General features: G+C 47.8%; 21 protein-coding genes. 7 read left to right on the top strand and 14 right to left on the bottom strand.

The window, feature by feature from the left end; translation table 11 throughout:
* Positions 1–125: 125 nt before the first annotated feature.
* From BUB35_RS01295 to BUB35_RS01285, 3 genes are all read left to right on the top strand, one after another.
* The gene (locus tag BUB35_RS01295; RefSeq protein ID WP_072848236.1) at positions 126–512 is read left to right on the top strand and encodes a (deoxy)nucleoside triphosphate pyrophosphohydrolase; all 387 of its coding nucleotides are present in this window, start codon (positions 126–128) and stop codon (positions 510–512) included.
* A gap of 217 nt (positions 513–729) precedes the next feature.
* On the top strand, positions 730–1,491 hold the full coding sequence (locus BUB35_RS01290; RefSeq protein WP_143158916.1) for an arginase family protein: 762 nt from the start codon (positions 730–732) through the stop codon (positions 1,489–1,491).
* Positions 1,492–1,718: 227 nt separating this feature from the next.
* Positions 1,719–2,168 (top strand): Hsp20/alpha crystallin family protein, encoded by a 450-nt coding sequence (locus tag BUB35_RS01285; protein WP_072848527.1) that lies wholly within the window; start codon positions 1,719–1,721, stop codon positions 2,166–2,168.
* A 177-nt stretch (positions 2,169–2,345) separates the two neighbouring features.
* On the opposite strand, the gene BUB35_RS01280 is transcribed toward BUB35_RS01285, so the two are convergent.
* Complete coding sequence (locus tag BUB35_RS01280) at positions 2,346–3,953, bottom strand: Ig-like domain-containing protein (RefSeq protein WP_072848234.1); 1,608 nt, start codon at positions 3,951–3,953, stop codon at positions 2,346–2,348.
* A 416-nt stretch (positions 3,954–4,369) separates the two neighbouring features.
* On the opposite strand from BUB35_RS01280, the gene spoIIID reads away from it, so the two are divergent.
* Positions 4,370–4,624, top strand: a complete 255-nt coding sequence (spoIIID, locus tag BUB35_RS01275) for a sporulation transcriptional regulator SpoIIID (protein WP_022255925.1) — start codon at positions 4,370–4,372, stop codon at positions 4,622–4,624.
* 387 nt (positions 4,625–5,011) lie between these two features.
* On the opposite strand, the gene BUB35_RS01265 is transcribed toward spoIIID, so the two are convergent.
* The gene (locus BUB35_RS01265) at positions 5,012–5,644 is read right to left on the bottom strand and encodes a Crp/Fnr family transcriptional regulator (protein ID WP_072848229.1); all 633 of its coding nucleotides are present in this window, start codon (positions 5,642–5,644) and stop codon (positions 5,012–5,014) included.
* Positions 5,645–5,793: 149 nt separating this feature from the next.
* On the opposite strand from BUB35_RS01265, the gene BUB35_RS01260 reads away from it, so the two are divergent.
* Positions 5,794–6,177, top strand: coding sequence for a desulfoferrodoxin family protein (locus BUB35_RS01260; RefSeq protein ID WP_022364961.1), 384 nt, complete (start codon positions 5,794–5,796; stop codon positions 6,175–6,177).
* 126 nt (positions 6,178–6,303) lie between these two features.
* Complete coding sequence (locus BUB35_RS01255) at positions 6,304–8,829, top strand: FAD-dependent oxidoreductase (RefSeq protein WP_072848226.1); 2,526 nt, start codon at positions 6,304–6,306, stop codon at positions 8,827–8,829.
* 183 nt (positions 8,830–9,012) lie between these two features.
* Here BUB35_RS01255 and BUB35_RS01250 read toward each other — a convergent pair whose 3' ends face one another.
* From BUB35_RS01250 to BUB35_RS01240, 3 genes are all read right to left on the bottom strand, one after another.
* Positions 9,013–10,422 carry an MATE family efflux transporter gene (locus tag BUB35_RS01250; RefSeq protein ID WP_072848224.1) on the bottom strand — a complete coding sequence of 470 codons (1,410 nt, stop codon included), beginning with the start codon at positions 10,420–10,422 and terminating at the stop codon, positions 9,013–9,015.
* On the bottom strand, positions 10,404–10,874 hold the full coding sequence (locus tag BUB35_RS01245; protein WP_072848222.1) for a MarR family winged helix-turn-helix transcriptional regulator: 471 nt from the start codon (positions 10,872–10,874) through the stop codon (positions 10,404–10,406). The genes BUB35_RS01250 and BUB35_RS01245 overlap by 19 nt, the downstream gene beginning before the upstream one ends.
* A 432-nt stretch (positions 10,875–11,306) precedes the next feature.
* The gene (locus BUB35_RS01240) at positions 11,307–11,930 is read right to left on the bottom strand and encodes a Maf family protein (protein WP_072848525.1); all 624 of its coding nucleotides are present in this window, start codon (positions 11,928–11,930) and stop codon (positions 11,307–11,309) included.
* 217 nt (positions 11,931–12,147) lie between these two features.
* On the opposite strand from BUB35_RS01240, the gene BUB35_RS01235 reads away from it, so the two are divergent.
* Positions 12,148–13,332 carry an MFS transporter gene (locus BUB35_RS01235; protein ID WP_072848220.1) on the top strand — a complete coding sequence of 395 codons (1,185 nt, stop codon included), beginning with the start codon at positions 12,148–12,150 and terminating at the stop codon, positions 13,330–13,332.
* Positions 13,333–13,395: 63 nt separating this feature from the next.
* Here the strand turns inward: BUB35_RS01235 and rbr are convergent, their stop codons facing one another.
* The 9 genes from rbr to BUB35_RS01185 form a co-directional block, all read right to left on the bottom strand.
* Positions 13,396–13,938 (bottom strand): rubrerythrin, encoded by a 543-nt coding sequence (rbr, locus tag BUB35_RS01230; RefSeq protein WP_072848203.1) that lies wholly within the window; start codon positions 13,936–13,938, stop codon positions 13,396–13,398.
* Positions 13,939–14,517: 579 nt separating this feature from the next.
* Complete coding sequence (gene argF, locus BUB35_RS01225; RefSeq protein ID WP_072848202.1) at positions 14,518–15,426, bottom strand: ornithine carbamoyltransferase; 909 nt, start codon at positions 15,424–15,426, stop codon at positions 14,518–14,520.
* A 20-nt stretch (positions 15,427–15,446) separates the two neighbouring features.
* Positions 15,447–16,619 (bottom strand): aspartate aminotransferase family protein, encoded by a 1,173-nt coding sequence (locus BUB35_RS01220; RefSeq protein ID WP_072848200.1) that lies wholly within the window; start codon positions 16,617–16,619, stop codon positions 15,447–15,449.
* An 18-nt stretch (positions 16,620–16,637) separates the two neighbouring features.
* Positions 16,638–17,492 (bottom strand): acetylglutamate kinase, encoded by an 855-nt coding sequence (argB, locus tag BUB35_RS01215; RefSeq protein WP_072848198.1) that lies wholly within the window; start codon positions 17,490–17,492, stop codon positions 16,638–16,640.
* A 16-nt stretch (positions 17,493–17,508) separates the two neighbouring features.
* Positions 17,509–18,723, bottom strand: coding sequence for a bifunctional glutamate N-acetyltransferase/amino-acid acetyltransferase ArgJ (gene argJ, locus BUB35_RS01210; RefSeq protein ID WP_072848196.1), 1,215 nt, complete (start codon positions 18,721–18,723; stop codon positions 17,509–17,511).
* A gap of 32 nt (positions 18,724–18,755) precedes the next feature.
* Positions 18,756–19,685, bottom strand: coding sequence for an N-acetyl-gamma-glutamyl-phosphate reductase (argC, locus tag BUB35_RS01205; RefSeq protein ID WP_200777558.1), 930 nt, complete (start codon positions 19,683–19,685; stop codon positions 18,756–18,758).
* 486 nt (positions 19,686–20,171) lie between these two features.
* Positions 20,172–21,566 carry an asparagine--tRNA ligase gene (gene asnS, locus BUB35_RS01195; RefSeq protein ID WP_072848190.1) on the bottom strand — a complete coding sequence of 465 codons (1,395 nt, stop codon included), beginning with the start codon at positions 21,564–21,566 and terminating at the stop codon, positions 20,172–20,174.
* A 120-nt stretch (positions 21,567–21,686) separates the two neighbouring features.
* On the bottom strand, positions 21,687–22,676 hold the full coding sequence (msrB, locus tag BUB35_RS01190) for a peptide-methionine (R)-S-oxide reductase MsrB (protein WP_072848188.1): 990 nt from the start codon (positions 22,674–22,676) through the stop codon (positions 21,687–21,689).
* A gap of 8 nt (positions 22,677–22,684) precedes the next feature.
* Positions 22,685–23,506: a carbon-nitrogen hydrolase family protein gene (locus tag BUB35_RS01185; RefSeq protein ID WP_072848186.1), complete on the bottom strand. Its 822-nt coding sequence runs from the start codon at positions 23,504–23,506 to the stop codon at positions 22,685–22,687.
* Positions 23,507–23,667: the final 161 nt, after the last annotated feature.

The raw sequence follows: 23,667 nt of genomic DNA, 5'->3' as shown, positions 1-23,667 counted from the left end.
ACAAGGATTTCGGCTTTCTTTGTTTTCTTATGAAGATGCCCCTAAGGATTTCGTGCTTTTTCTGGATTTGCGGCGGATTTTGCCGTACAATAGAAGCAGATTTACAGAGAACGGAGGAAAAAGTTATGACAGAAGTGGTAGCGGCGCTCATTTGGGATGGTGACCGTTTTTTGATTTGCCAGCGTCCTGCCCATAAGGCAAGAGGACTGCTGTGGGAATTTGTAGGCGGCAAAGTGGAGCCGGGAGAAACAAAGGAAGATGCCCTCATCCGGGAATGTCGGGAAGAACTGGACATCACCCTTTCCGTAGGGGATGTGTTCATGGAAGTGACCCACGAATACCCTGACCTGACGGTGCATCTGACACTGTTCCACGCCAGAATTGCCGCAGGTGTTCCAAAGAAACTGGAACATGTGGACTTGCAGTGGATTACGCCGGCGGAAATCGGGAAATTTGATTTTTGCCCTGCCGATGAGGAGATTTTGGAACGGCTGAAAAAAGGGGAGAGATAAAGCAAATTCCCCTTAAGAAAACATTGATTTTCGCTTCCTTGATTTCTTAAGGGGAATTGCGATGGCTATCTTCGTGAGAAAACATAACAACGAAAATCTTTATAAAAAAAGCCAAAATCCTTTGTCATCATAAGGATTTTGGCTTTCTTTGTTTTCTTATGAAGATGCCCCTGGGGGTACGGTTCCTTTTTCCTTTTGGAAAGAAAGAAGGGATTTGATGAAATCCGATGTGACCATTATGGATTTTACAGGCATTTATGAGAAGGAGCGTTTTTACCGGGGGGTTCATGTGCATTGGATTGACTGCCGGGATATACAGGGCACCAACTGCTACTGTGACGAAGAAGGGGAACAAGCCTTACGCCGGAAGATTGCCCCGTATTCTGCGGAAGCCATCCATTTCATAGACTCCGGCAATTACCATTATATGACGAAGCTGTGGACGGAAAAACTGCGGGAGCCTTTTGTGCTGGCTGTGGCAGACCATCACCCGGACATGCAGCCGCCTCTGTTTCAGGAATTGCTGTCCTGCGGCTGTTGGGTCAATGGGGTGCTGGATGGAAATCCTTATGTACAAAAAGTGGTGCTGCTGGGAGCTGATAAGGAACTGGTGGCAGCTGTGCCGGAGCCTTACCGCAGCCGTATGGTGGCTTATGAGGAAAGCCAGATTGCAGAAGGCGACCGTTGGGAAAGCTGTTTCCCCAAGGATTTGCCTGTCTATCTGTCCATTGATAAGGATATCCTTTCACCTTCTCAGGTACATACCAATTGGCAGCAGGGTACGCTGACTTTTTCTCAGCTTCAGAACGTGATTCTGGAATTGTTCCACCGTTGCCGAGTGCTGGGGGCGGATATCTGCGGCGAATGTGCCGATGCGCTCTTTCATGCTGCCGACGATAAAGTGATTTTGCAGGATGATTCCGTCAATGGCAGACTGCTTCATATCCTCATGGCATTGGGAAAGGAACGAAAAGCTTGATTTTTCAAGCTTTTTCCCATGCCAAAAATTTTTTTAAAAAAATTAGCACTCACCTCTTGACAATGCTAACAAATGGTGCTAAGATACAGTCGAACAAAGGAAAGGTACTAAAAGAAAAAAGGCACCTGTGCCCGCGTCCGAAAAGAGAAAAACAACACCTTCGGAATTCTCCGACCGTGCTGATTCAAACATGTAAATGTCATTTATGAAGGGAGATATGACTTATGATGATGATGCATAACTTTTTTGGAGATAACCTGTTTGACAACGAAAACTGGCCCGATACCTCTTTCGACAGAGAATTTTTCGCAAAAATGAATCCTTTGTACGGCAAACACGCAAAAGATGTCATGCTGACAGATGTAAGAAGAACAGAAGACAAATATGAAGTGGTTATGAATTTGCCCGGCTTCAAAAAAGAAGACGTACAGATTAACCTGAATAAAGGTTACCTGACCATTTCCGCTACGAAAAAAGAAGAAAAGAAAGAAGAAGATGGCATTTATCTGCGTCAGGAACGTTACGCAGGCTCCATGCGCCGTACCTTCTATGTAGGTGACCATATGACACCTGACGATGTACAGGCAAAATATGAAGACGGCGTTTTGACACTGACACTGCCTAGAAAAGAAGCACCTCAGGTTGAACATGACGGCAGAATCGCCATTGAAGGCTGATGAGGAACTCATCAGCAGGAGATAAATAATCAGCAGGCACGGCACCGAAAGGTGCCGTGCTTTTTTTCTTTCAAAAAAGAAGAAAGCTGGAATCCTTTGCAGGATTTCAGCTTTCTTTGTTTTCTTATCTTATGAAGATGCCCCGAAGGGTATTCGGCTTTTGATGTGCCGGAAAATTTATGCCTGTTTGAAAGATACGCTGCCGTTGGCTGCTTTTGTCAGCTGATAATTCAGTGTCTGGCTGTAGCCGTTGGGTGCGTTGCATACCACTTTCAAAGTATGGTTGCCTGCTGTCAGTGTGGAAGTATCCAGCTGGCAGTTGTAAGGCACGGTTTTCTGTGTGCCGACCCATTTGCCGTCTACGGAATAGGTTACGGTGACAGTCTGACCGATGACATCACAGTATGCACGCAGTGTTACAACACCATTTGCGCCTGTTACCTGAGACAGAGGCTTGAAGGACTGTGTCACTGTCTGGCTGGGGCTGGACATCAGTGTGGGATTGGATTTCAGTGCACTGTTGTAAGCTGCCTGTACGGTAGCATTGTTCTGCAGAGAATAATCATAGCCGCTGCCGCTGCGGTCAAAGTGGATGATGGCTTTTACCTGAGGGTAAACCATGTTCAGTGAAGTGTATGCTTCGCGGATACGGTCTGCTGCGAAGGTTGCTGTATCCGCATAGCCGGACAGATAACCGCTGCCCCCTTCGGTGATGATGATGGGTTTGTTGTATTTCTTCGCCAAATCTGCTGTATGGCTCAGGTTTTTCACAGGGTCTGCATAATCACCGATACCGAAGTACATTTCGTTGTTGTCCACGCCTTTGGTGGGGCTGGAAGCAAACTGATATTTGTTGTTGTACAGGGAAGTACCAACCCAGTCTACCAGAGAAGCATCGGGGAAGTAAGGTTCCATGCTGCCGCCAAAAGGAGAGGTGTAGTTGGTGGAGAATACCAGTGCCACGTTAGGGCAGATGGTTCTTGCCTGTTTTGCAATGCGGGTATAAGCTGCTTTGAAAGCATCTCCTGTGGTAGCAGTTGTCCAGATGTTCATTTCACCGCCGATACGCAGCAGAACGGGGGCATCGATGGTTGCCAGATACTGAAGTGTCTGCTGGATGTTGCTGTCATAAGAGCCGCTGTTGATGGCACTTACGGTGCTGCCTTCGCCGGGGAAGTTCCAAGCGATGTGGATTACATGGTCGCCGCCTTCATAAGGCTCGATGAAACGTTCATAGTCCGCTGCGTTCTGTCCCATTTCAATATAGAAAGAAACGATGGCTTCGTTCTGGGCAGCGCTGTCATTCTGTTCTGTCCATACACGGCCGTATAATGTGCCGTTTTTGGGTTCATGTTTCGCACCATAGTAAGGCGCGGAAGTGTTTGTCAGTGCGTAAACCTGTGCATTGGGAGAAATTTTCCGCATACGTTCGTTTGCCATGGTCACCGCGTCATGAAAGCCCAGATAAGCCCCGTTGGTGGCTACCTGCTGCAAAGCTTCTTTTGCTTTGGTGTAATTGCCCTGTTTTTCATAAATCGGGTAATTTGCGTAGTTGACGTTGTAACGGATGGAAGCGACGTCGCTGTCCAGCGGCAGGTTCTGATAATACTGCAGCAGTTTATTGCCGGTTGTGATCATCTGTGCCTGATTGTTGGCTGTCTTTGCGTTGTTGAACGCAGACAGATAGGGCCAATATCCTTTCGGGTGGGCAGCCAAAGCGGTGCTGCTCATCAAAAGGGAGAGGGAGAGTCCCAGAGCCCCAATGATTTTCCATTGTTTTTTCATAGTATCTACCCCTTTCTCATATTTCCATGCCGTTTGCATACGGCAGTGGTAAACCATTTTTGTTCATTTTATATAGATAAAACGAATAAATCATAAAAATAATTATGATAAAATTTATGATTTCTCATGAAAATCTCATAAAAATTGATTTATAAGAATAAATATATCACTTACAGCCATGAAAAACAAGGCTTTACTATGGAAAAATGACAAAACATAAAAAACATTACTATTAAAAATCATTGTTTTTGGTGGGAAAAGTATATTTTTTTCTGGGAAAAATCAGAGAAAAGGCTGTTTTACTGGAAAAAAACATATGGGAAAATGTCATAACTTCTAAGGAAGCAGCCTGGATTCATATCCTGTGTGCTCTCTGCATATAGATAATCAAGAATATCTCAGGGGAGTGCTTTTGTTTGAAAAGCTATATTGAAGAACGGGCGGTGGCAGTGGCTCAGTTTATGATCCACACCAATGCCACCGTGCGGGAGACAGCAAAGAAATTTGGCATCAGCAAATCCACCGTACATAAAGACATCACAGACCGGGTGGAGAAGATCGACCCGGAGCTGGCAAAGTCTGTGCGGCGGGTGCTGGAGGTCAATAAGGCAGAACGCCATATTCGGGGCGGTATGGCAACGAAAGAAAAATACCTTCATCGGATGCAGTGACCAATCTCCCGAAGGGGAGATGTTTTTATCTGACAGGAGAAACAAAGGATATGGAAACACAAAAAGAGGACTCGGAGCTGGCTCCCTGAAGAATTCTTTTTGCCGGGGGCTGCTTTGGTTGTCTTTTGCAAAAAATCATTCTGATACAAATAAAATAGCTGGTATCCCAAAGCAAATTCCCCTTAAGAAAACATTGTTTTTTCCTTGCTTTCTTAAGGGGAATTGCGTCGGCTGCCTTCAGAAGAAAACGTAACAAATAAAATCTTAATAAAATAAGAAAGCCGAAATCCTTTGTCATCATAAGGATTTTGGCTTTCTTTGTTTTCTTATGAAGGAGCTCCCCAAAAGGATTCCAGCTATTTTTGTTTTCTGATAAAGAAATTCTTTTTACATAGGATAAAGATGGACTTGTCTGCCGTTGACGTCCACCAGACCATCCGCTTTCATTTTTCGCAGTTCTCTTGTCATGGCGCTGCGGTCAACGCAAAGATAATTGGCAAGGGCACTGAAAGAAAAGGGAATGAGGATTTCGTCTTTTCCCGTTTTCATGCTTTGCAGGCGGAAATAACACAGGAGTTTTTCCCGGATGGAACGATGGGAAAGAATCTCCACTTTTTCGCTGAGCTGCTGCACTTTTTCTGTCATAAGGGACAGGAGGTTTTCCACCACCTGACTGTGATGATGACAGGCGCGGCTGCATCGTTTGGTGATGTGGCAGGTGTCGATGAATACGATGGAGCAGGCTTTTTCGCAGATGGCAATGATCTCACCCCCGTCAAACAGGGAGAAAAAAGAGCCGAAGATGCCCCCATCTGTGAGGTATTCCAGCATGTCCAGATTGCCGTCAGCCCCAAGGCGGTTCAGGGAAACGCTGCCCGAAAGGAGGATGCCCACTTTGCCTTCCATGGGAATCTCCTCTTTTTCCCGAAATGTGCGGTTTTCCATTTCAAAACAGGTTTTCATTTGATCCAGTTCTTCCGGGAGGATGCCGGTAAAGAGAGGATTTTCCAATAAATTCATAAAAAACCTCTTTTCTGTTGCATTTGCAACATATATTTTGCTGATTTTATGGTATCATAAGCCCATAGAAAAGTCAAAGGAAAAAACCTCAGAAATGAGGATAATTTAGATATGTAAAGGGTATTTTATAACACAAGGAGGTATGTAACATGAAGGCACCTAGATTTTTTATCTGCAAACACTGTAAAAACATCATCACTATGGTAGAAGACAAAGGCGTTCCCGTAGTATGCTGCGGCGAAAAAATGACAGAACTGAAAGCCAACACATCTGATGGCGCAGGCGAAAAACACGTTCCTGTAGTTCAGGTAGAAGGCAGCAAAGTAACTGTAAAAGTTGGCGAAGTAACACATCCCATGCTGGAAGAACACCACATCGCATGGATCTATCTGGAAACCAGCCAGGGCGGCCAGATCAAATATCTGGATCACACAGGCGCTCCCGAAGCAGTCTTTGCACTGGCAGAAGGCGAACAGGCAGTAGCTGCTTACGAATACTGCAACCTGCACGGTCTGTGGAAAGCAGAAATCTAAGCATATCAAAATAAATAGAAGAAAATGTAACAGGGAAAACTGGGTACGGGCGTGTGCCCGCCCGGTTTTCTTTTCAGAATATTTGTGAAAAAAAAGACATAAATCATCAAGGAGGCGGAAACACCCATGAAAGCAATGCAACTCAAACCTGATTTTTACTGGACCGGCGTTCTGGACAAGGACCTGCGTGTATTCGACATCATCATGATGACAGAATTTGGTACTACCTATAACTCTTATCTGCTCAAAACAGGTGACAAGACTGTCCTGTTTGAAACAGCAAAAGAAAAATTCTTCGACGATTATCTGGAAACACTTTCTCAGATCACAGACGTTTCCACCATTGACTATATCGTGGTAAACCATACAGAACCCGACCATGTGGGCAGCATCAAACGGATTCTGGACATCTGCCCCAGAGCCAAAGTGGTTGCAACACCTGTTGCCATCGGCTTCCTGAAACACATCATCAATGGTGATTTCTACAGCATTGCCATCAAAGACGGCGACGAACTGAAGATTGGTAATAAAACATTGCAGTTCCATGTGTTCCCCAACCTGCATTGGCCCGATACCATGTACACCTACATCGTAGAGGACAAAACACTGGTGACATGTGACTCCTTCGGTTCTCACTATGCACACGAAGGCATCCTGCGCAGCACAGTAACCGATACAGAAGGTTATATGCGCGCAACAAAATATTACTTTGACAACATTCTGGGCCCCTTCAAACAGCCCTATATGACAAACGCACTGGCAGCCGTACGTCAGATGGATATCGACATGATCTGCCCCGGTCACGGTCCCGTTCTGGACAGCCATCTGTCTGAACTGATGGATATTTATGAAGAATGGTGCAAAGTGCCTGTAAGTGACCGTAAAAAAGTTGTCATCCCTTATGTAAGCGCTTATGGCTACACAGGTCAGCTGGCAGAACAGATTGCAAAAGGCATTCAGGATAACGACGAAATCATCGACGTAAAACTGTACGATATGGTAACAGCCGATCAGGCAGAAGTGCTGGGCGAAATCGGCACAGCTGATGGTATCCTCTTCGGTACACCTACCATTCTGGGTGAAGCCCTGAAACCCATCTGGGATCTGACAACACTCATGTTCCCTCCTATCCACGGCGGGAAATTGGCAAGTGCCTTCGGCAGCTACGGCTGGAGCGGTGAAGGTGTGCCTCACATCATCGAAAGACTGAAACAGATTCGTCTGAAAGTGGTAGACGGTTTCAAAGTACGTCTGAAACCCTCTGAAAACGAACTGATGGACGCTTATGAATATGGTTATCGTTTCGCAGATACTCTGCTGAAGAAAGACGAAAAGAAAGCCAGCGCAAGAAGCGGTCTGGTAAGATGTCTGGTTTGCGGCGAAATCTTCGACGCATCCATGGAAACCTGCCCTGTCTGCGGCGTAGGCAAAGAAAACTTCGTGCCTGTTGATCTGGATGAAGTAACACACCGCATGGATACCATGGAAAAATTTGTTGTACTGGGCGGCGGCACAGCAGCACTCAATGCGGCAAAAGCTATCCGGGAAAGAAACCAGACTGCAAGCATCATCATGATTTCTGAAGAAAACGAACTGCCTTATGACAGACCTATGCTCACAAAGAATATGTTCGGTGCCATCAGCGGCGGCGCCATTGCAAGCAAAGAAGCTGCATGGTATGAAGATCACTGCATCGACCTGCGTCTGGGCGTGAAAGCAGAAGCTATGGATCTGGGCAGAAGAGAAATCCACCTGTCCGACGGCACTGTCCTGCCTTATGACAAATGCGTATACGCACTGGGCTCCTACAGCTTCATCCCTCCCATCAAGGGTGCAGATCTGGAAGGCGTGACACCTGTCCGCACCATTGCTGACGTAGAAAAGATCAACCATATGGCACTGCAGGCAAAACATGCAGTCGTTATCGGCGGCGGCGTGTTGGGTCTGGAAAGCGCATGGGAACTGCGTAAAGAAAAACTGGAAGTGACTGTACTGGAAGGCGCTCCTGAACTGCTGCTGGGCAAAATGGATGCAGTAGGCGCTGATATGCTGAAGAAGATCGCAGCGAAAAACGGCGTGAACATCGTTGTGGGCGCGAAGATTGCAGAAATCGTCGGCGACGGCAAAGTAGAAGGCGTTATGCTGGCAGATGGCACAAAGATTCCCGCGGATATCGTTATCATGTCCACAGGCGTACGTGCCAACAAAGAACTGGCAGAAGAAGCAGGCATCCTGACAAATCGTGCTGTTATCGTCAGCGACAAAATGCAGACCAGCGACAGCAATGTATTTGCTGGTGGTGACTGTGCGGAATTCGACGGCGCAAACATCGCAATCTGGCCTGTAGCAATGGAAATGGGTCGCATTGCCGGTGCAAACGCAGCTGGCGACAGCCTGCCTTATGTGCCTCAGACACAGGGCATGACACTGAACGCCCTGAACACTTCCGTATATTCCATTGGTGACGTTGGTACAAAAGAAGACGTCACATACAAAACACTGGAAATCCGTGACGATAAGAAACTCACACTGGAAAAATACTATTTCCGTAACAATGCCCTGTGCGGTGTCATCCTCATCGGCGACACAAGCAAGATGGCGGAAGTCACAGAAGCCGTACAGCAGAAAAAAGCATTCCACGAAATTTTTTGATAAAATACCCTTACACAAGCTTTCGTGAGAAAGCAAAAAAAGAGAAAGGAAAAGCAAGTTCCCCTTAGGAAAACATTGCTTTTCCTTTTTCTCTTTTCAAAGGGGGATTTTTCATAAAATCATGGTAAAAATAAAAGGCTGAAATCCTTTATAATGACAAGGATTTCAGCTTTTTTGTTTTCTTTAAGCAGCCAGTGCAGGACCTTGGCTTTCTGCGATTCTGCGATTCAGTTTCCGCATTTCCGGCAGGATGAACAGTGCCACAATAACGGCAGAGCCGATGTCTGCGCAGGGACCTGCATAAAGCAGACCATTCAGACCGAAGAACAAAGGCAGGATCAGCAGCAGGGGAATCAGCAGGATGAGCTGACGGAGCATGGAAAGCAGAGAAGCTTTCAAAGGCTGACCGGTTGCCTGGAAGTAGTTGGTGGAAACGATCTGGAAGCCGGCACAGAAAATACCGCCCAGATAAATCCGCAGACAGCGTACAGCAAAGTCTGTAAATGTCTGATTTTCTTTCCCGAACAGGCTCAGCACCAGATGCGGCGCCAGCTGGCATACAGCCCAGCCGATGAGGATGGAGCCTGTGGCAATGGATACGGCAAGGAGATAGGTGTGACGTACACGGGCGTATTTTTTCGCACCCAGGTTAAAGCCCAGAATAGGCTGGGCACCGATACCAAAGCCGATACATACAGACGCCAGAATCATGGCAATCTTCATGACAATACCCATGGCGCTGAGGGCAACGTCACCGGTGATTTCTGTCTGGTTGCCGTAGTAAACCAGAGAGTTGTTCATGACCACCTGCATGATGCAGGCAACCAAAGAAGTGATACCGGAGGAAATGCCCAGAGAGAAGATTTTATACCAGACACGACCTACGGGTTTCATGTATCTGCGGGTAAAGCGCATATTTCCTTTTCTCAGGAAGTAGTAACACAGCACCACCATAGAAACGAACTGTGCAGTAATGGTAGCGATGGCAGCGCCTTTCACGCCCCAATCCAGTACGAAAATATAAATGGGGTCAAGTACCGTGTTCAGGGCAGCGCCGATGAGGATGCCGTACATGGACATACGGGGGTGTCCGTCTGTACGTGCCATGTTGGACAGGGCAATACTGATGACACTGAAAGGTACGCCCATAAGGACGATGGATGTATAGTCGATGGCGTAAGGCATGGTGGTTTCCGTTGCGCCGAAGAGTGTCAGAATGGGTTTCAGGAAAATCAGACCAGTTGCCGCCAGCAGGATACCCAGACCGATGGCAATGACCAGCAGGTTATTCAGTGTCAGAAGGGCTTCCCGTTTTCTGCCTTCGCCCAGTCGCAAAGCGGCGTAAGCGCTGCCGCCGGAGCCGATGAGGGTGGCAAAAGCCATGATGATGGTCATCAGAGGGAAAGCAATGGTGGTAGCGGCGTTCCCCAGATAGCCCACACCCTGACCGATGAAAATCTGGTCTACGATGTTATACACGGAGTTGACCAGACAGGAAATGATGGCAGGGATGGAAAAAGAGAATAACAGTCCTTTAATGGGGCGTACACCCAAAGGGTTTTCTCCGTCCATTGTCAGTGTTCTTTGTTGCATGTGACTTCCTCCTCCTTTTTGGCAATGTAGGTTTGGGCATTTTGTACCATTTGTTTCATGAGTTTATTGATGAGTAGACATTCTTCGTCTGTCATGCCTTCCGTCAGCGCACAGTTCCATTCTTCTCTGGCATTCAGCAGCGTTTCGATGATGGGTGCAGCGGCTGGGGTAACGAATAATTTCCGGCATCGTCTGTCGTTCTCGTCAGTGATAACGGTGATGTAGCCGGCTTCTTCCAGTTTCTGCACACCGCGGCTGACAGTGCCTTTGTCAAAAAAGCCCATCTGTGCCAGACCGTTCAGGGGAATGCCGGGATTTTCGTAGATGCGCAGCAGGAAAAACTGCTGTCCGCTGCTGATGGGAAGATGCCGCAGACAAAGGTCGAAATTCCGGTTGGCATACCGGCTGATGGCTGACGCGTTGATGGAATAACGCAGATTTTTTTTCTCCATGAGTACCTCCTGTGGGTAGTGGCGGTGGAAATGTGGATAACATCAAACAGAAATGGCTGCCGCCTCAGCATGTTCTGTGGATAAGTCAAAATTAGTTGCGTCTGCAACAAATACAGTATACTTCTAAATTCGTTGCGCTGTCAACTATTTGCATGCAATATAAAGAAATTGATAAGATTTTTCCAAAACCTATTGAAAAAGAACGCCTTTTTTGGAAAAAATTCCAGAAAAACCTCCTTTTGGGGATGGTTTATCGGGACATAAAAACGCCGGAATTTAGGGGCATCTTCATAAGAAAACAAAGAAAGCCAAAATCCTTATCATAACAAAGGATTTTGGCTTTCTTTGTTTGTTCGAATTTAATTTGTTATGTTTTCTTATGAAGACAGCTGTCGCAATTCCCCTTAAGAAATCAAGGAAAATCCCTGTTTTTTATTTCCAGTTTTCCATGAGAGAAATGCCTTGGGCGCGCAGTTCTTCGTAAAGGGCAGTCAAAGGCAGACCAACTACGTTGAAGTAGTCGCCTTCCATCCGTTCCACCAGCAGGGAACCTTTGCCCTGTATGCCGTAAGCGCCGGCTTTGTCCATGGGTTCCCCTGTGGCAATGTATGCGTCCATTTCTTCCTCCGTCAAAGAGCGGAACACCACTTTTGTGCCGATGGTCTGGGCGTGTACCGTTTCTTTGCCCTCCGCGTCTTTGTAAATGACGCATAAGCCTGTGTAAACCATGTGGCTTTTGCCGGAAAGATGGGTCAGGATGGCTTTGGCGTCGGCTTTGTCCTTGGGTTTGTGGAGGATGGTGTCCCCCTCTGCCACCATGGTGTCGGCGGCAATGATGATGGAATTTGCGGGAGCGGTGCGGCTTACGTCTGTGCCTTTGGCTTCTGCCATGAATGATGCCTGTTCCGCAGGTGTGCGGCGGATGCCGGCTTTTCTGTCTGCTTCCTCCAATGCACGTTCGTCCACATGGCTTTCCTGTACGGTGAAGGGCACAGAAAGCATGGACAGCAGTTCTTTTCTCCGGGGAGAATTGGATGCCAATATGATTTGCTGCATAAAAACAGTCCTTTCCATAAAAAAGTGTGTACGGGTAGATTGTACGAAAAGCCAAGACCTTTTGCAAGGGAAAAGCCATATTTTTGCCAAGGGATAGGCAGATTCCATAAAAATAACGGCGTTTTCCAAGAAAAAACACGGGATTTTCCTCCTTGACGGCAGAAGGGCAGATGACTATAATCATACAGGATTTGGAAAGAAGAAAGGAAGAAGCATTATGCCAAAAAAAGAAAAGGTATTCACCATGCCTGTCATTGCTTTGATTTTACTGAGTTTCGCACTGGGTACCAGCGAATTTATCATTGTGGGGATATTGCCGGATATTTCCGAAGGGCTGTCCGTATCTCTCACCACTGCCGGTTCTCTGGTTTCCATGTTTGCCTTTGTTTACGCTGTGGGAACGCCTTTCACGGCGGCTCTGGCAGGGCGGTTCCATCGGTTTGCCCTCATCATTTCCCTGACGGTGGTATTCGTTGTGGGGAATTTCCTCTGTGCCATTGCCCCCAGTTATCCTTTGCTGGCGGCGGCGAGAATATTGCTGTCTATCGTTTCCGGCACCCTCATTTCCGTTTCCATGACATTTGTGCCGGATATTTCCTCTCTGGAACATCGGGCAACGGTAGTTTCCTGGGTATTCGCGGGATTTTCTCTGGCATCTATTTTCGGCGTGCCCATTGGCACCACCATTAGCCACGTACTGAGCTGGCGGGCAGCTTTTGTGGGCATCACCCTGTGCAGCATTTTGGTGCTGGCGCTCATGTTCGTTTCTCTGCCCAGAAAACATGAAAAAGTGCCTTCCGGCATCATGCAGCAGTTTGTCCTGCTGAAAGACAGCCGTATCCTGCTGAGTATCCTGACGGTATTCTTTGGCGCTTCTGCTTCTTATGTGTTATATACGTACCTGACCCCCGTATTTGAGGATTATGTGGGGATTCCTGCCCAGTATATCAGTTTTGTGCTGCTGCTGTTCGGGGTCATGGTGCTTTTCAGTAACCTCATTTCCGGCCGTATGGCATTGAAAAATGGCATTTATAAATTGCGGTTCACGTACGTTGCTCTGGCGGTGTGCATGTTTCTCCTGCCTGTGGCATTGGGAAACCCTGTGGCAGGTATGGCAGTGATTTTTGCCATTGGTCTTTTGATGTATCTGCAAAATTCCCCCATACAGGTCAATGTGCTGAACATTGCCACGGCGGAATATCCCGGCGCCATCACATTGGCGGCGTCCACCAATTCTTTTTCCTTTAACTTCGGCATTGCTTTCGGCTCTGTCTGCGGCAGCGCCATCGTGGAAAAACTGGATATGCGCCTGTTGGGGCTGGGCGGCGGCGTGCTTGCCCTCTGCGCTTTGACCTGTGCGTGGATGCTCCATAACAAAGTACAGAAAAAAACGACGGTATAAATACCGTCGTTTTTTTAGTGTTCTATGAAAAATTGGGATAAGAGAGTAACAAGGTTTTTAGAATTAGTAGTTTCTTGCTTCGATCTGGAAGTAAGCCTGAGGGTGTTCGCAAACGGGGCAAACCTGAGGTGCCTGTTTGCCAACGTGGATGTGGCCGCAGTTAGCGCACTGCCAGATCATGTCGCCATCTCTGGAGAATACCAGACCGCCTTCAACGTTTTCCAGCAGTTTGCGGTAACGTTCTTCGTGATGTTTTTCGATCTGACCGACTGCTTCAAACAGGTAAGCAATGCGGTCAAAGCCTTCTTCTCTTGCTTCTTTTGCGAATGTAGCGTACATGTCTGTCCATTCGTAGTTTTCGCCCTGTGCAGCGTCCAGCAGGTTTTCAGCTGTGGAAGGCACAGCGCCGTCATGGAGCAGTTTGAACCAGATTTTTGCGTGTTCTTTTTCGTTGTTGGCTGTTTCCAGGAACAGAGCTGCAATCTGTTCATAGCCTTCTTTTTTTGCTTTGCTTGCGTAATATGTGTATTTGTTTCTTGCCTGGGATTCACCAGCGAATGCTGCCATCAGGTTGGCTTCAGTTTTTGTACCTTTCAGATTCATCATAATAGTTTCCTCCTTACACACTAAAAATATTTCTTAATTGATAATTATTATCATTTACTGTTTGATATCATTATAACAGAATTTTGGCGTTTGTCAACGGATTTTTTCTAATTTTTCCAAAAAAAATAAAAAACCCTGCAAACGATAGGGAAATAGGCGCAAATGCCGGTATTTCGGGCATACAACACACAAAAAACCCTGCTGCAAAAGTCCCATTTTATGCAAGATTTGGATGCATTGATGGGGTGATTTTGTTCTGCAAACTGCGCCGAAAGAAAATAGAAAAACCACCGGAAACATATTGTTTTCGGTGGTTTTGGTATGTCGAAAAACGAAGTTTTATACTTTTTTCAAAAACGCTGAAGGGCTTGGGGAACGAAGGGGTCAACACATTTGCTTCGCAAATGCCAGCCATAAATGGCTGTCCGCATCTCTTGCGGTGTGGGGTTCCCCGAATGGAATCCCAAGGGGAAAAGCCGAAGTTTCAAGGCTTTTAGCTGATGGAACTTCGGCTTTATACTTCTGTCTACTCGTCAAAGGCTTGAATGAAATGAGCCTTTGACGACAGGGTGTGGTTTATCAGTCTGCCATCAGTTTTACCAGAATCGCTTTCTGTGCGTGCAGACGGTTTTCTGCTTCGTCGAAGATTTCGTCAGCGTGTGCTTCGAATACTTCTGCTGTGATTTCTTCCCCTCTGTGTGCAGGCAGGCAATGCTGTACCATACAGCCTTCGTTTGTTACTGCCATCAGTTCGTCGTTTACCTGGAAGCCTGCGAAAGCAGCTTCTCGGATCTTCTGTTCGCTTTCCTGACCCATGGAAGCCCACACGTCTGTCAGTACAACGTCAGCGTTTTTGGCAGCTTCCAGAGGGCTTTCTGTCATCTGGAATTTATCGCCGTACTGTGCCGCAAAGTCCAGAACGTCTTTATGAGGCTGGTAATCTTTGGGGCAGGCAATGCTTACGGACATGCCAACTTTCAAACCGCCTACGATAAGGGAGTTTGCCATGTTGTTGCCGTCGCCGATGTAGCACATTTTCAGACCTTCCAGTTTGCCTTTGTGTTCCCGGATGGTCTGCAGGTCAGCCATAACCTGACAGGGATGGCAGAAGTCTGTCAGACCGTTGATGATGGGGATGGAGCCGTATTTTGCCAGTGTTTCCACTTCTTCCTGTTCAAAAGTACGGATCATGATGCCGTCCAGATACCGGGACAGAACTCTTGCAGTGTCTTCTGTGGGTTCGCCACGACCAATCTGTGCGTCTTTGGAGCTGATGAACAGCGCGTGACCGCCCAGCTGATACATGCCTGTTTCAAAGGATACACGGGTTCTGGTGGAGGATTTTTCAAAAATCATGCCCAGTGTTTTGCCTTTCAGGATAGGGTGTTCAATGCCCTGTTTTTTCTGTAATTTCAACTGGTCTGCCAGGTCCAGCAGTTCCAGGATTTCTTCTGTTGTCAGGTCTAAAAGTTTCAGAAAATGTTTCATATATTATCTTCCTTTCTCAATCAAAGTGAAGCCAGTGTCTGTTCCAAAATGGTAAGCCCTTTGTCCAGTTCCTCCTGTGTGATGGTCAAAGGAGGCAGCAGACGGATTTTGGTCTTTGCGGAAAGTACCAAAAGTCCTGCTTCCAGCAAAGCGTTGATAACGGGTTTTGCTTCCACATCCAACTGGATGCCCAGCATCATGCCCAGACCTGCCACGTTTTCAACGTGAGGCATTTTTTCGATTTTTTCTTTCAGATATGCGCCTTTTTTCTGTACATCCTGCAAAAAGGCTTCGTCCATGGTGTTCAGGATATGTACTGCACCAGCACAAACAACGGGGTTGCCGCCGAAAGTAGAGCCGTGGTCGCCGGGAACGAATACGGTTTCTGTTTTTTCACCGAACAGTACCGCGCCGATGGGAAGGCCGCCGCCCAGACCCTTTGCACAGGATACCAAGTCAGGCTGGATGCCGAACTGCTGATAGCTGAACAGGGAGCCTGTTCTGCCCATGCCTGTCTGTACTTCGTCCACAATGAGCAGGATGTCTTTTTCCTTGCAGGCTTTGGCTACTGCCTGAACATATTCTTTGTCCAGAGGAACCACACCGCCTTCGCCCTGTACCGTTTCCAGTATGACCGCGCAAACATCGTCAGTCATTTTGGAAAGAATGTCGGCAAAGTCATTTGCTTTGGCAAATACGAAGCCGTCCACGAAGGGGAAGAAGAAATTGTGGTAAGCGTCCTGTCCTGTGGCGGAAAGGGCTGCCATGGTTCTGCCATGGAAAGAGTTCTGCAGAGCAATGATTTTGTTTCTGCTTGCGCCGTATTTCAAAAAGCTGTATTTTCTAGCGGCTTTGATAACGCCTTCATTGGCTTCCGCGCCGCTGTTGCCGAAAAATACTTTTTTCATGCCGCTTTTTTCACAGAGGAGTTTCGCTGCCTGAATGCAGGGTTCTGTGTAATACAGGTTGGAGGTGTGCTGCAAAGACTGAAGCTGTGCGCTTACTGCCTGTACCCAGTTATCGTCGCAAAAGCCCAAAGCGTTTACGCCGATGCCGCTGGTGAAGTCGATGTATGTTTTGCCTGTGTCGTCCTGTACGGTGGCGCCTTTGCCTTTTGTCAGGAGCACGGGGAATCTGCCATAGGAATGGATGATGTATTCATCGTCATATTGTTTTGCTGTCTGAAAATCCATGTGTTTCCCTCCTTCTTTTTATGGTAAAAACATGGTGCCAATACCTTCGTCAGAGAACATTTCCACCAGTATGGAATGTTCGATTCTGCCGTCAATCATAACGGCTTTTTTCACCCCTGCACGCACTGCGTTTTCACAGCTCTGTACTTTGGGGATCATGCCGCCGCTGATGATGCCTTTTTCCACCAGATTTGCCACTTCATCCACATGCACCACAGGGATGAGGGAGTCTTCGTCGTTGACATCTTCCATCAGTCCGCGGATGTCTGTCAGTGTGATGATGTTTTCTGCGTGGAGTGCGCCGGCAATCTCAGCTGCTGCTGTATCGGCGTTGATGTTGTAAATATTGCCTTTGCAGTCGGTGCCAACGGTGGCAACGACGGGGATGTAACCGCTGTCGATGGCGTTTACAATGGGGGTGGTGTCGATTTTGGTGATGTCGCCTACATAGCCGTAATCACCTTCCAGTTTTTTCGCCTGAATCATGCAGCCGTCAATGCCGCAGAGGCCAACGGCTTTGCCCCCCAGCTGACCGATCAGACCAACCAGATCTTTGTTTGTTTTCCCAGCCAGTACCATCTGTACCACTTCTGCTGTTTCTTTGTCGGTGTAGCGCAGACCGTTGACGAAGCGGGATTCAATGTCCAGTTTTTTCAGCATGCCGCTGATTTCCGGGCCGCCGCCATGGATGAGCACCACATGAATCCCAACCAGAGAAAGAAGGATGATGTCGCTCATAACGGCTTTTTTCAAATCGGGATGAATCATGGCGTTGCCGCCGTATTTGATGACAACGGTTTTGCCGTAATATTTCTGAATGTAAGGCAGGGCAGCCGTCAGGACTGTTGCCTTCATGGTATTGATGTCTTTCATGTTGTCTGCCCTCCCATCATGTGCGGTAGTCGCCGTTGATTTTCACGTAGTCATAAGTCAGGTCGCAGCCCCAAGCGGTGGCTTCGCCGTCCCCCTGCTGCATATCCACGTCAATGTGGATTTCTTCCTGCAGGAGGATTTCTTTTGCTTTGTCTTCATCAAAAGGAACGCCTGCGCCTTTTTCGCAAACCAGAATTTCGCCCTTGGGAGAAGAAATGGTAACGGAAATGGTGTCTACGGCAAAATCACCTTCGGTGTAGCCGATGGCACAAAGGATACGTCCCCAGTTGGCGTCAGCGCCGAACATGGCAGCCTTTGTAAGGCTGGAAGTGATGATGGATTTGGAAATGGCTTTTGCCAGTTTGGTGTCAGGTGCGTGGTGTACGCTGCATTCTACCAGTTTTGTGGCGCCTTCGCCGTCGCCAGCGATTTTCTTCGCCATGGAAGTGCAGATTTCTTTTACAACCAAAAGGAAAGCGTCGAAGTCAGCACCTTCGCTGTCGATGACGGGATTTTCTGCCAGACCGTTTGCCATGATGGAAACCATGTCGTTGGTGGAAGTGTCGCCGTCTACGCTGACCATGTTGAATGTGTCATCCACTGCCAGTTTCAGTGCTTTCTGCAGCATAGGTGTAGTGATGGCACAGTCTGTGGTCAAGAAGCCCAGCATGGTTGCCATGTTGGGGTGGATCATGCCGCTGCCTTTTGCCATGGCGCCGATGGAAACGGTTTTGCCGCCGATTTCGATTTCGTAAGCTTCTTCCTTGGGTTTGGTGTCTGTGGTCATAATGGCTTCCACCGCGTCCGCGTGACCTTCCTTGGACAGGATGGGTGCCAGTTTGGGGATGCCGGACGCAATGGGTTCAATGTTCAGTGTCATACCAATGACGCCTGTGGAAGCGACGATGATGTCTTTGGGGGAAATGCCCAAAGCCTTTGCGGTCATTTCGCACATCATTTCTGCTTTTTCCACACCGTCAGCGTTGCAGGTGTTGGCGTTGCCGCTGTTGCAGATCATAGCCTGCGCCATACCGTCGGCAATGTTTGCTTTTGTGACGGTGATGGGTGCGCCATAAACTTTATTCTGTGTATAAACAGCTGCTGCGTTGCAGGGAACTTCGCTGTAAAGCAGTGCCAGATCTTTTTTTGTCTGATTGTTGCGGATGCCGCAATGGATGCCTGCGGCCGTAAAACCTTTGGGGGCAGTAACGCCGCCTGTGATCTTCTTCATAAGTATTTCATCCTTTCTTTTGTAAGGCTCTATCAAATCAAACCGGTGGTTTCCGGCAGACCCAGCACCAGATTCATGTTCTGTACTGCCGCGCCGGAAGCGCCTTTGCCTAAGTTGTCAAATACGCTGATGAGGGTCATTCTCTCGTCATTGCCCTCAATGTAAAGTTTCAGTTTGTTGGTGTTTCTGATTTCGTTGGCTGCTAAGAAACCAACGTCCGTATCTTCCACGGAAATGAGGGGATGTCCCTTGTAATAGTCCTGGAGCATTGCCACCAGTTCCGCCTTGGTGACTTTCTTCTGGAACAGGTTGGTGTGCAGGGGAATGCAGGTTGCCATGCCGCTGTAGAAGTCGCAGACAATGGGCATGAACACAGGGGGCTGTGTGATGCCGGTGACATGCTGCATTTCCGGCAGATGTTTATGCATCTGAGAAAGACCGTACTGTCTGGGGCTGTCGAACTGGTAGGAGCGTTCCTCTGCTTCGTATTCGGCAATCATGGATTTGCCGCCGCCGCTGTAGCCCGTCAGGCTGTGAGCGGTGAAGGGATAATCGGGAGCAACGATGCCCAGATGCACCAGTGGATATGCCGCCGCAATGAACCCTGTGGCGTGACAGCCGGGGTTTGCAATGCGTTTGGAGTGGATGATGGCTTCTCTGTGTGCCGGAGAAAGTTCCGGAAAGCCGTAAGTCCAACCTTCCGCCGTTCTGTGAGCGGTGCTGGCATCAATGATGCAGGTATTGGGATTTTCCACCAGCTTCACGGCTTCTTTTGCTGCCGCGTCAGGCAGGCAAAGGAAAACCACATCCGCCAGATTCATAAGCCGTTTCCGTTCGGCTTCGTCTTTTCTTTTTTCTTCCGCGATGAGCAGCAGTTCCACGCCGTCGTGGTGGGACAGCTTTTCCTGGAGCTGTAAGCCGGTGGTGCCTGCCTGCCCGTCGATGTATACTTTGTATGGCATAAACATACCTCATTTCCTTTGATTTGCTGAATGTTATGGTATTATTATAAATGTTTATACGGGAAAGTCAATAAAAATACGCATATTTATACAAGTTCGGGGAATTGGTGGTACAGAACGAAAATAGGTGGCAAATTTTGGGTAATATCCCAATAAGTATCAGGGTTTTATGGTGTTTGCAAAGAAATTGTTTTGTGAAAAGTGCAAGAAAGGAAGGGGGTGCATCTATATGCAGCATATAAAATTGCTGAATTATGCATGAAAATAGAATATATACATTTATATGCGGTGTATATGAGTGTGTGAAATGGGAAAATATGCTGTGAAAATGGGAGATAGAGGGGGATTTTTTGAAAAAAGGGTATGTATTTTGGCATGGGAAACAGCTGGTACCGTTGTTCTGAAAGAAAACAGCTTTGATAAAAGAAAACAGCTGGAACCCTTTGGTAAGGATTCCAGCTGTTTGTTATTTTTTCTTTATAAGAATTAGAATTCTGCGTTTTTCACAGTTCTGGGGTAAGGCAGTACGTCACGGATATTGCTCATACCTGTCAGGTACATTACCGCACGTTCGAAGCCCAGACCATAGCCGGAGTGTCTGGTGCCGCCGTATTTGCGCAGATCCAGATACCACCAGTAGTCTTCTTTCTTCAGACCCAGTTCGTCCATACGTTTTTCTAAGAGTTCCAGACGTTCTTCTCTCTGGCTGCCGCCGATGATTTCGCCAACGCCGGGAACCAAGAGGTCCATAGCGGCAACGGTCTTGTTGTCATCGTTCATGCGCATGTAGAACGCTTTGATGTCCTTAGGATAGTCTGTAACGAATACAGGTTTTTTGAAGATTTCTTCTGTCAGATAGCGTTCGTGTTCTGTCTGCAGGTCGATGCCCCAGGAAACGGGGTATTCGAATTTCTTGCCGGATTTGATCAGCAGATCAACGGCTTCTGTGTATGTCACACGGCCAAAGTCGTTGTTCAGGATGTTATGCAGTCTGTCCAGCAGACCTTTGTCCACGAAGCTGTTGAAGAATTCCATTTCTTCGGGTGCGTTGTCCAGTACATACTGAATGATATATTTCAGCATTTCTTCTGCCACTTCCATGTTGTCTTCCAGATCAGCGAAAGCCATTTCGGGCTCGATCATCCAGAATTCCGCAGCATGACGCGCGGTGTTGGAGTTTTCCGCACGGAATGTGGGGCCGAATGTGTAAACATTGCGGAATGCCATGGCAAATGTTTCAGCGGAAAGCTGACCACTTACAGTCAGGTTTGTTTCTTTGCCGAAGAAGTCTTTGGAGAAGTCTACAGTGCCGTCTTCTTTCTTAGGCAGGTTGTTCAGGTCCAGTGTGGTAACGCGGAACATTTCCCCAGCGCCTTCGCAGTCGCTGCCGGTGATGATGGGAGTATGTGCGTATACAAAGCCTTTGTCCTGGAAGAACTGATGGATTGCATAAGCAATCAAGCTTCTCACACGGAATGTTGCGGAGAACATGTTTGTTCTGGGACGCAGATAAGCGATCTGGCGCAGGAATTCTACGCTGTGACGTTTTTTCTGCAGAGGGTAGTCAGGAGTGGAAGTGCCTTCGATGGCAATTTCCTGTGCCTTTACTTCAAAGGGCTGTTTTGCTTCGGGTGTTTCCACCAGCAGACCTTTGACGATGATGGCAGCGCCAACACCCAGTTTTGTGATTTCGGCATAGTTGGACAGCGTATCTGCTTCAAAAACGATCTGAATGTTTTTGAAGAAAGAACCGTCGTTCAGTTCGATGAAGCCGAAATTTTTGGATACACGCATGGTACGGATCCAGCCGCCCAGTGTCACTTCTTTATTGGCATAGTCCGCTGTGCTGCGGTAAATTGATTTTACGGTGTTCAAATCCACTAGAATCTCTCCTTTATGCAAAATTGCGTTATTTCACCTGTCCTTTATTGTAGCCTGTTTTTGGGAAAAACACAACCTTGTTTCCGTCTTTTCGCCGGAAAAAAGGGAAAAAGAGGGATTTTACTGTTTTTCTTCCTCCACATAAGGCAGGAAAGCGCCGTAGCCTTCCTTTTCCATGTCCTCTTTGGGGATGAAGCGCAGGGCTGCACTGTTGATGCAGTAACGCATGCCGCCCAGTTCTGCGGGACCATCGTCGAAGACATGTCCCAGATGGGCATTGCCTACCCGGCTGCGGACTTCTGTACGAATACGGTTCAGAGAAAGGTCATTATATTCATTGATGGCATTGGGGTCAATGGGCTTGGCGAAAGCAGGCCAGCCGCAGGCGGAAATGAATTTATCCTTGGAGGAGAACATGGGCTCCCCGGAAGTGATGTCCACATACAGCCCCGGTGTTTCCTTATCCCAGAATTCGTTCTGGAAAGGGGGCTCTGTGGCGTTCTGCTGGGTCACGTTGTACTGCATTTCCGTCAGGTTTTCCCGCATTTCTTCCTTTGTCATAACTTTGTAGTCCTCGGGATTGATGCAGCGAGCCTTTTCCTTTTCGATTTTGGCAAAATTGATATGGCAGTAGCCGCCGGGATTTTTGGTGAGATATTTCTGATGGTATTCCTCTGCGGGAATAAATTGCAGCAAAGGCAGGTTTTCCACCACCACAGGGCGGTCGTATTTGGTCTGGAGCTGTTCAAGAGCTTCTGCTGCCACTTTCTGCTGTTCTTCTGTCAGGCTGTAAATGCCGGTGCGGTACTGGATGCCGAAGTCTGCCCCCTGTCTGCCCAGAGAAGTGGGGTCGATGGTGTAGAAATATTCCTGCAAAATTTTTTTCAGTGTGGTTTCGTCAGCGTCAAAGACAACTTCTACCGTTTCAGCATGTCCGCTGTGGTTGCAGACTTCCTCGTAAGTGACGCTGTCCCATACTTTCTGTTCCACGCCGTCTTTTTTGCCCAAAGCGTAGCCCACACGGGTAGAGAGCACGCCGGGCACCATTTCCATATATTTTTCTGTTCCCCAGAAGCAGCCGCCTGCCAGGTAAATGGTTTCTTTCTTCATATTACACCTCATTTCTTGATTTCCCGCAGCTCGTACAAGTCCACACGGCGGTGGCGGAGCAGGGGCAATTGGTCGCGAATGGCATCTTCCCGTTGAAAATCCGCATGGGCAAAGAGAATGCCTTCTGTTTCGTCTAATTGTGCCATGACTTCGCCCCAAGGGTTTGTGGCAATGGAGTGCCCCCAGGAATGATAGGATGCATCCATGTCCCTTGCAGGAGCGCAGCCAAAGAGATAAATCTGGTTATCCAGCGCCCGTGCCCGGAAAGACAGTTCCCAGTGGGCAGGACCAGTGGTCATATTGAAAGCGGCAGGGATGAAAACAGCTTTCGCTCCTTCCAGCGCCATAAGCCGCATCCATTCGGGAAAACGAATGTCGTAGCAGATGCACAGCCCCATTTTTCCCCATGGGGTGTCGAATGTGGTAAGGCTGTCGCCGGCGGTGAGTGTTTCCGATTCCATGAAACGCTGGCCGCCTTTGACGTCGATGTCAAAAAGATGGACTTTCCGGTGTTTGGCGATGCATTTGCCTTCCGGGTCGAATACATAAGATGTGTTGTAAGTCTTGCCGTCATCGTCCTCGGGCACAGAGCCAGCCACCAGATACAGGCTGTTTTCCTTTGCCATTTCCGATAATGCCTGCCAGATTTCGTCGCCTTCCTTCTGGGCAAAGCGGGGAAAATTGGGGGTTTCGTAAGGACAACAGAACATTTCCGGCAGTACGGCAATGTCCGCGCCGCCAGCTGCCGCGTCTTTCAGATGGGTGCGGGCTGTCTGTAAATTTTCAGCAGGGGAAGATGCTACCTGCATTTGTATCAAAGCCACTTTCATGGAAATACACTCCTTTCAGATCAGTGCCAAAGGGTTTTCGGCACAAAGATATTTGTCCGTTATTATAGCACATTTTCGCAAAAAACAATACAAAAAAAGTAGGATTAAAAAAGAAACTTGCTCTTAAGAAAACATTGGTTTTATTTCTTAAGGGAAAGTGC

The sequence above is a fragment of the Anaerotignum lactatifermentans DSM 14214 genome (genome assembly GCF_900142265.1).
In the GTDB taxonomy this organism is placed as follows: Bacteria; Bacillota; Clostridia; order Lachnospirales; family Anaerotignaceae; genus Anaerotignum; species Anaerotignum lactatifermentans.
Note: the sequence above shows the minus strand (reverse complement) of the source record. Positions and strands in the feature narration are given on the sequence as shown.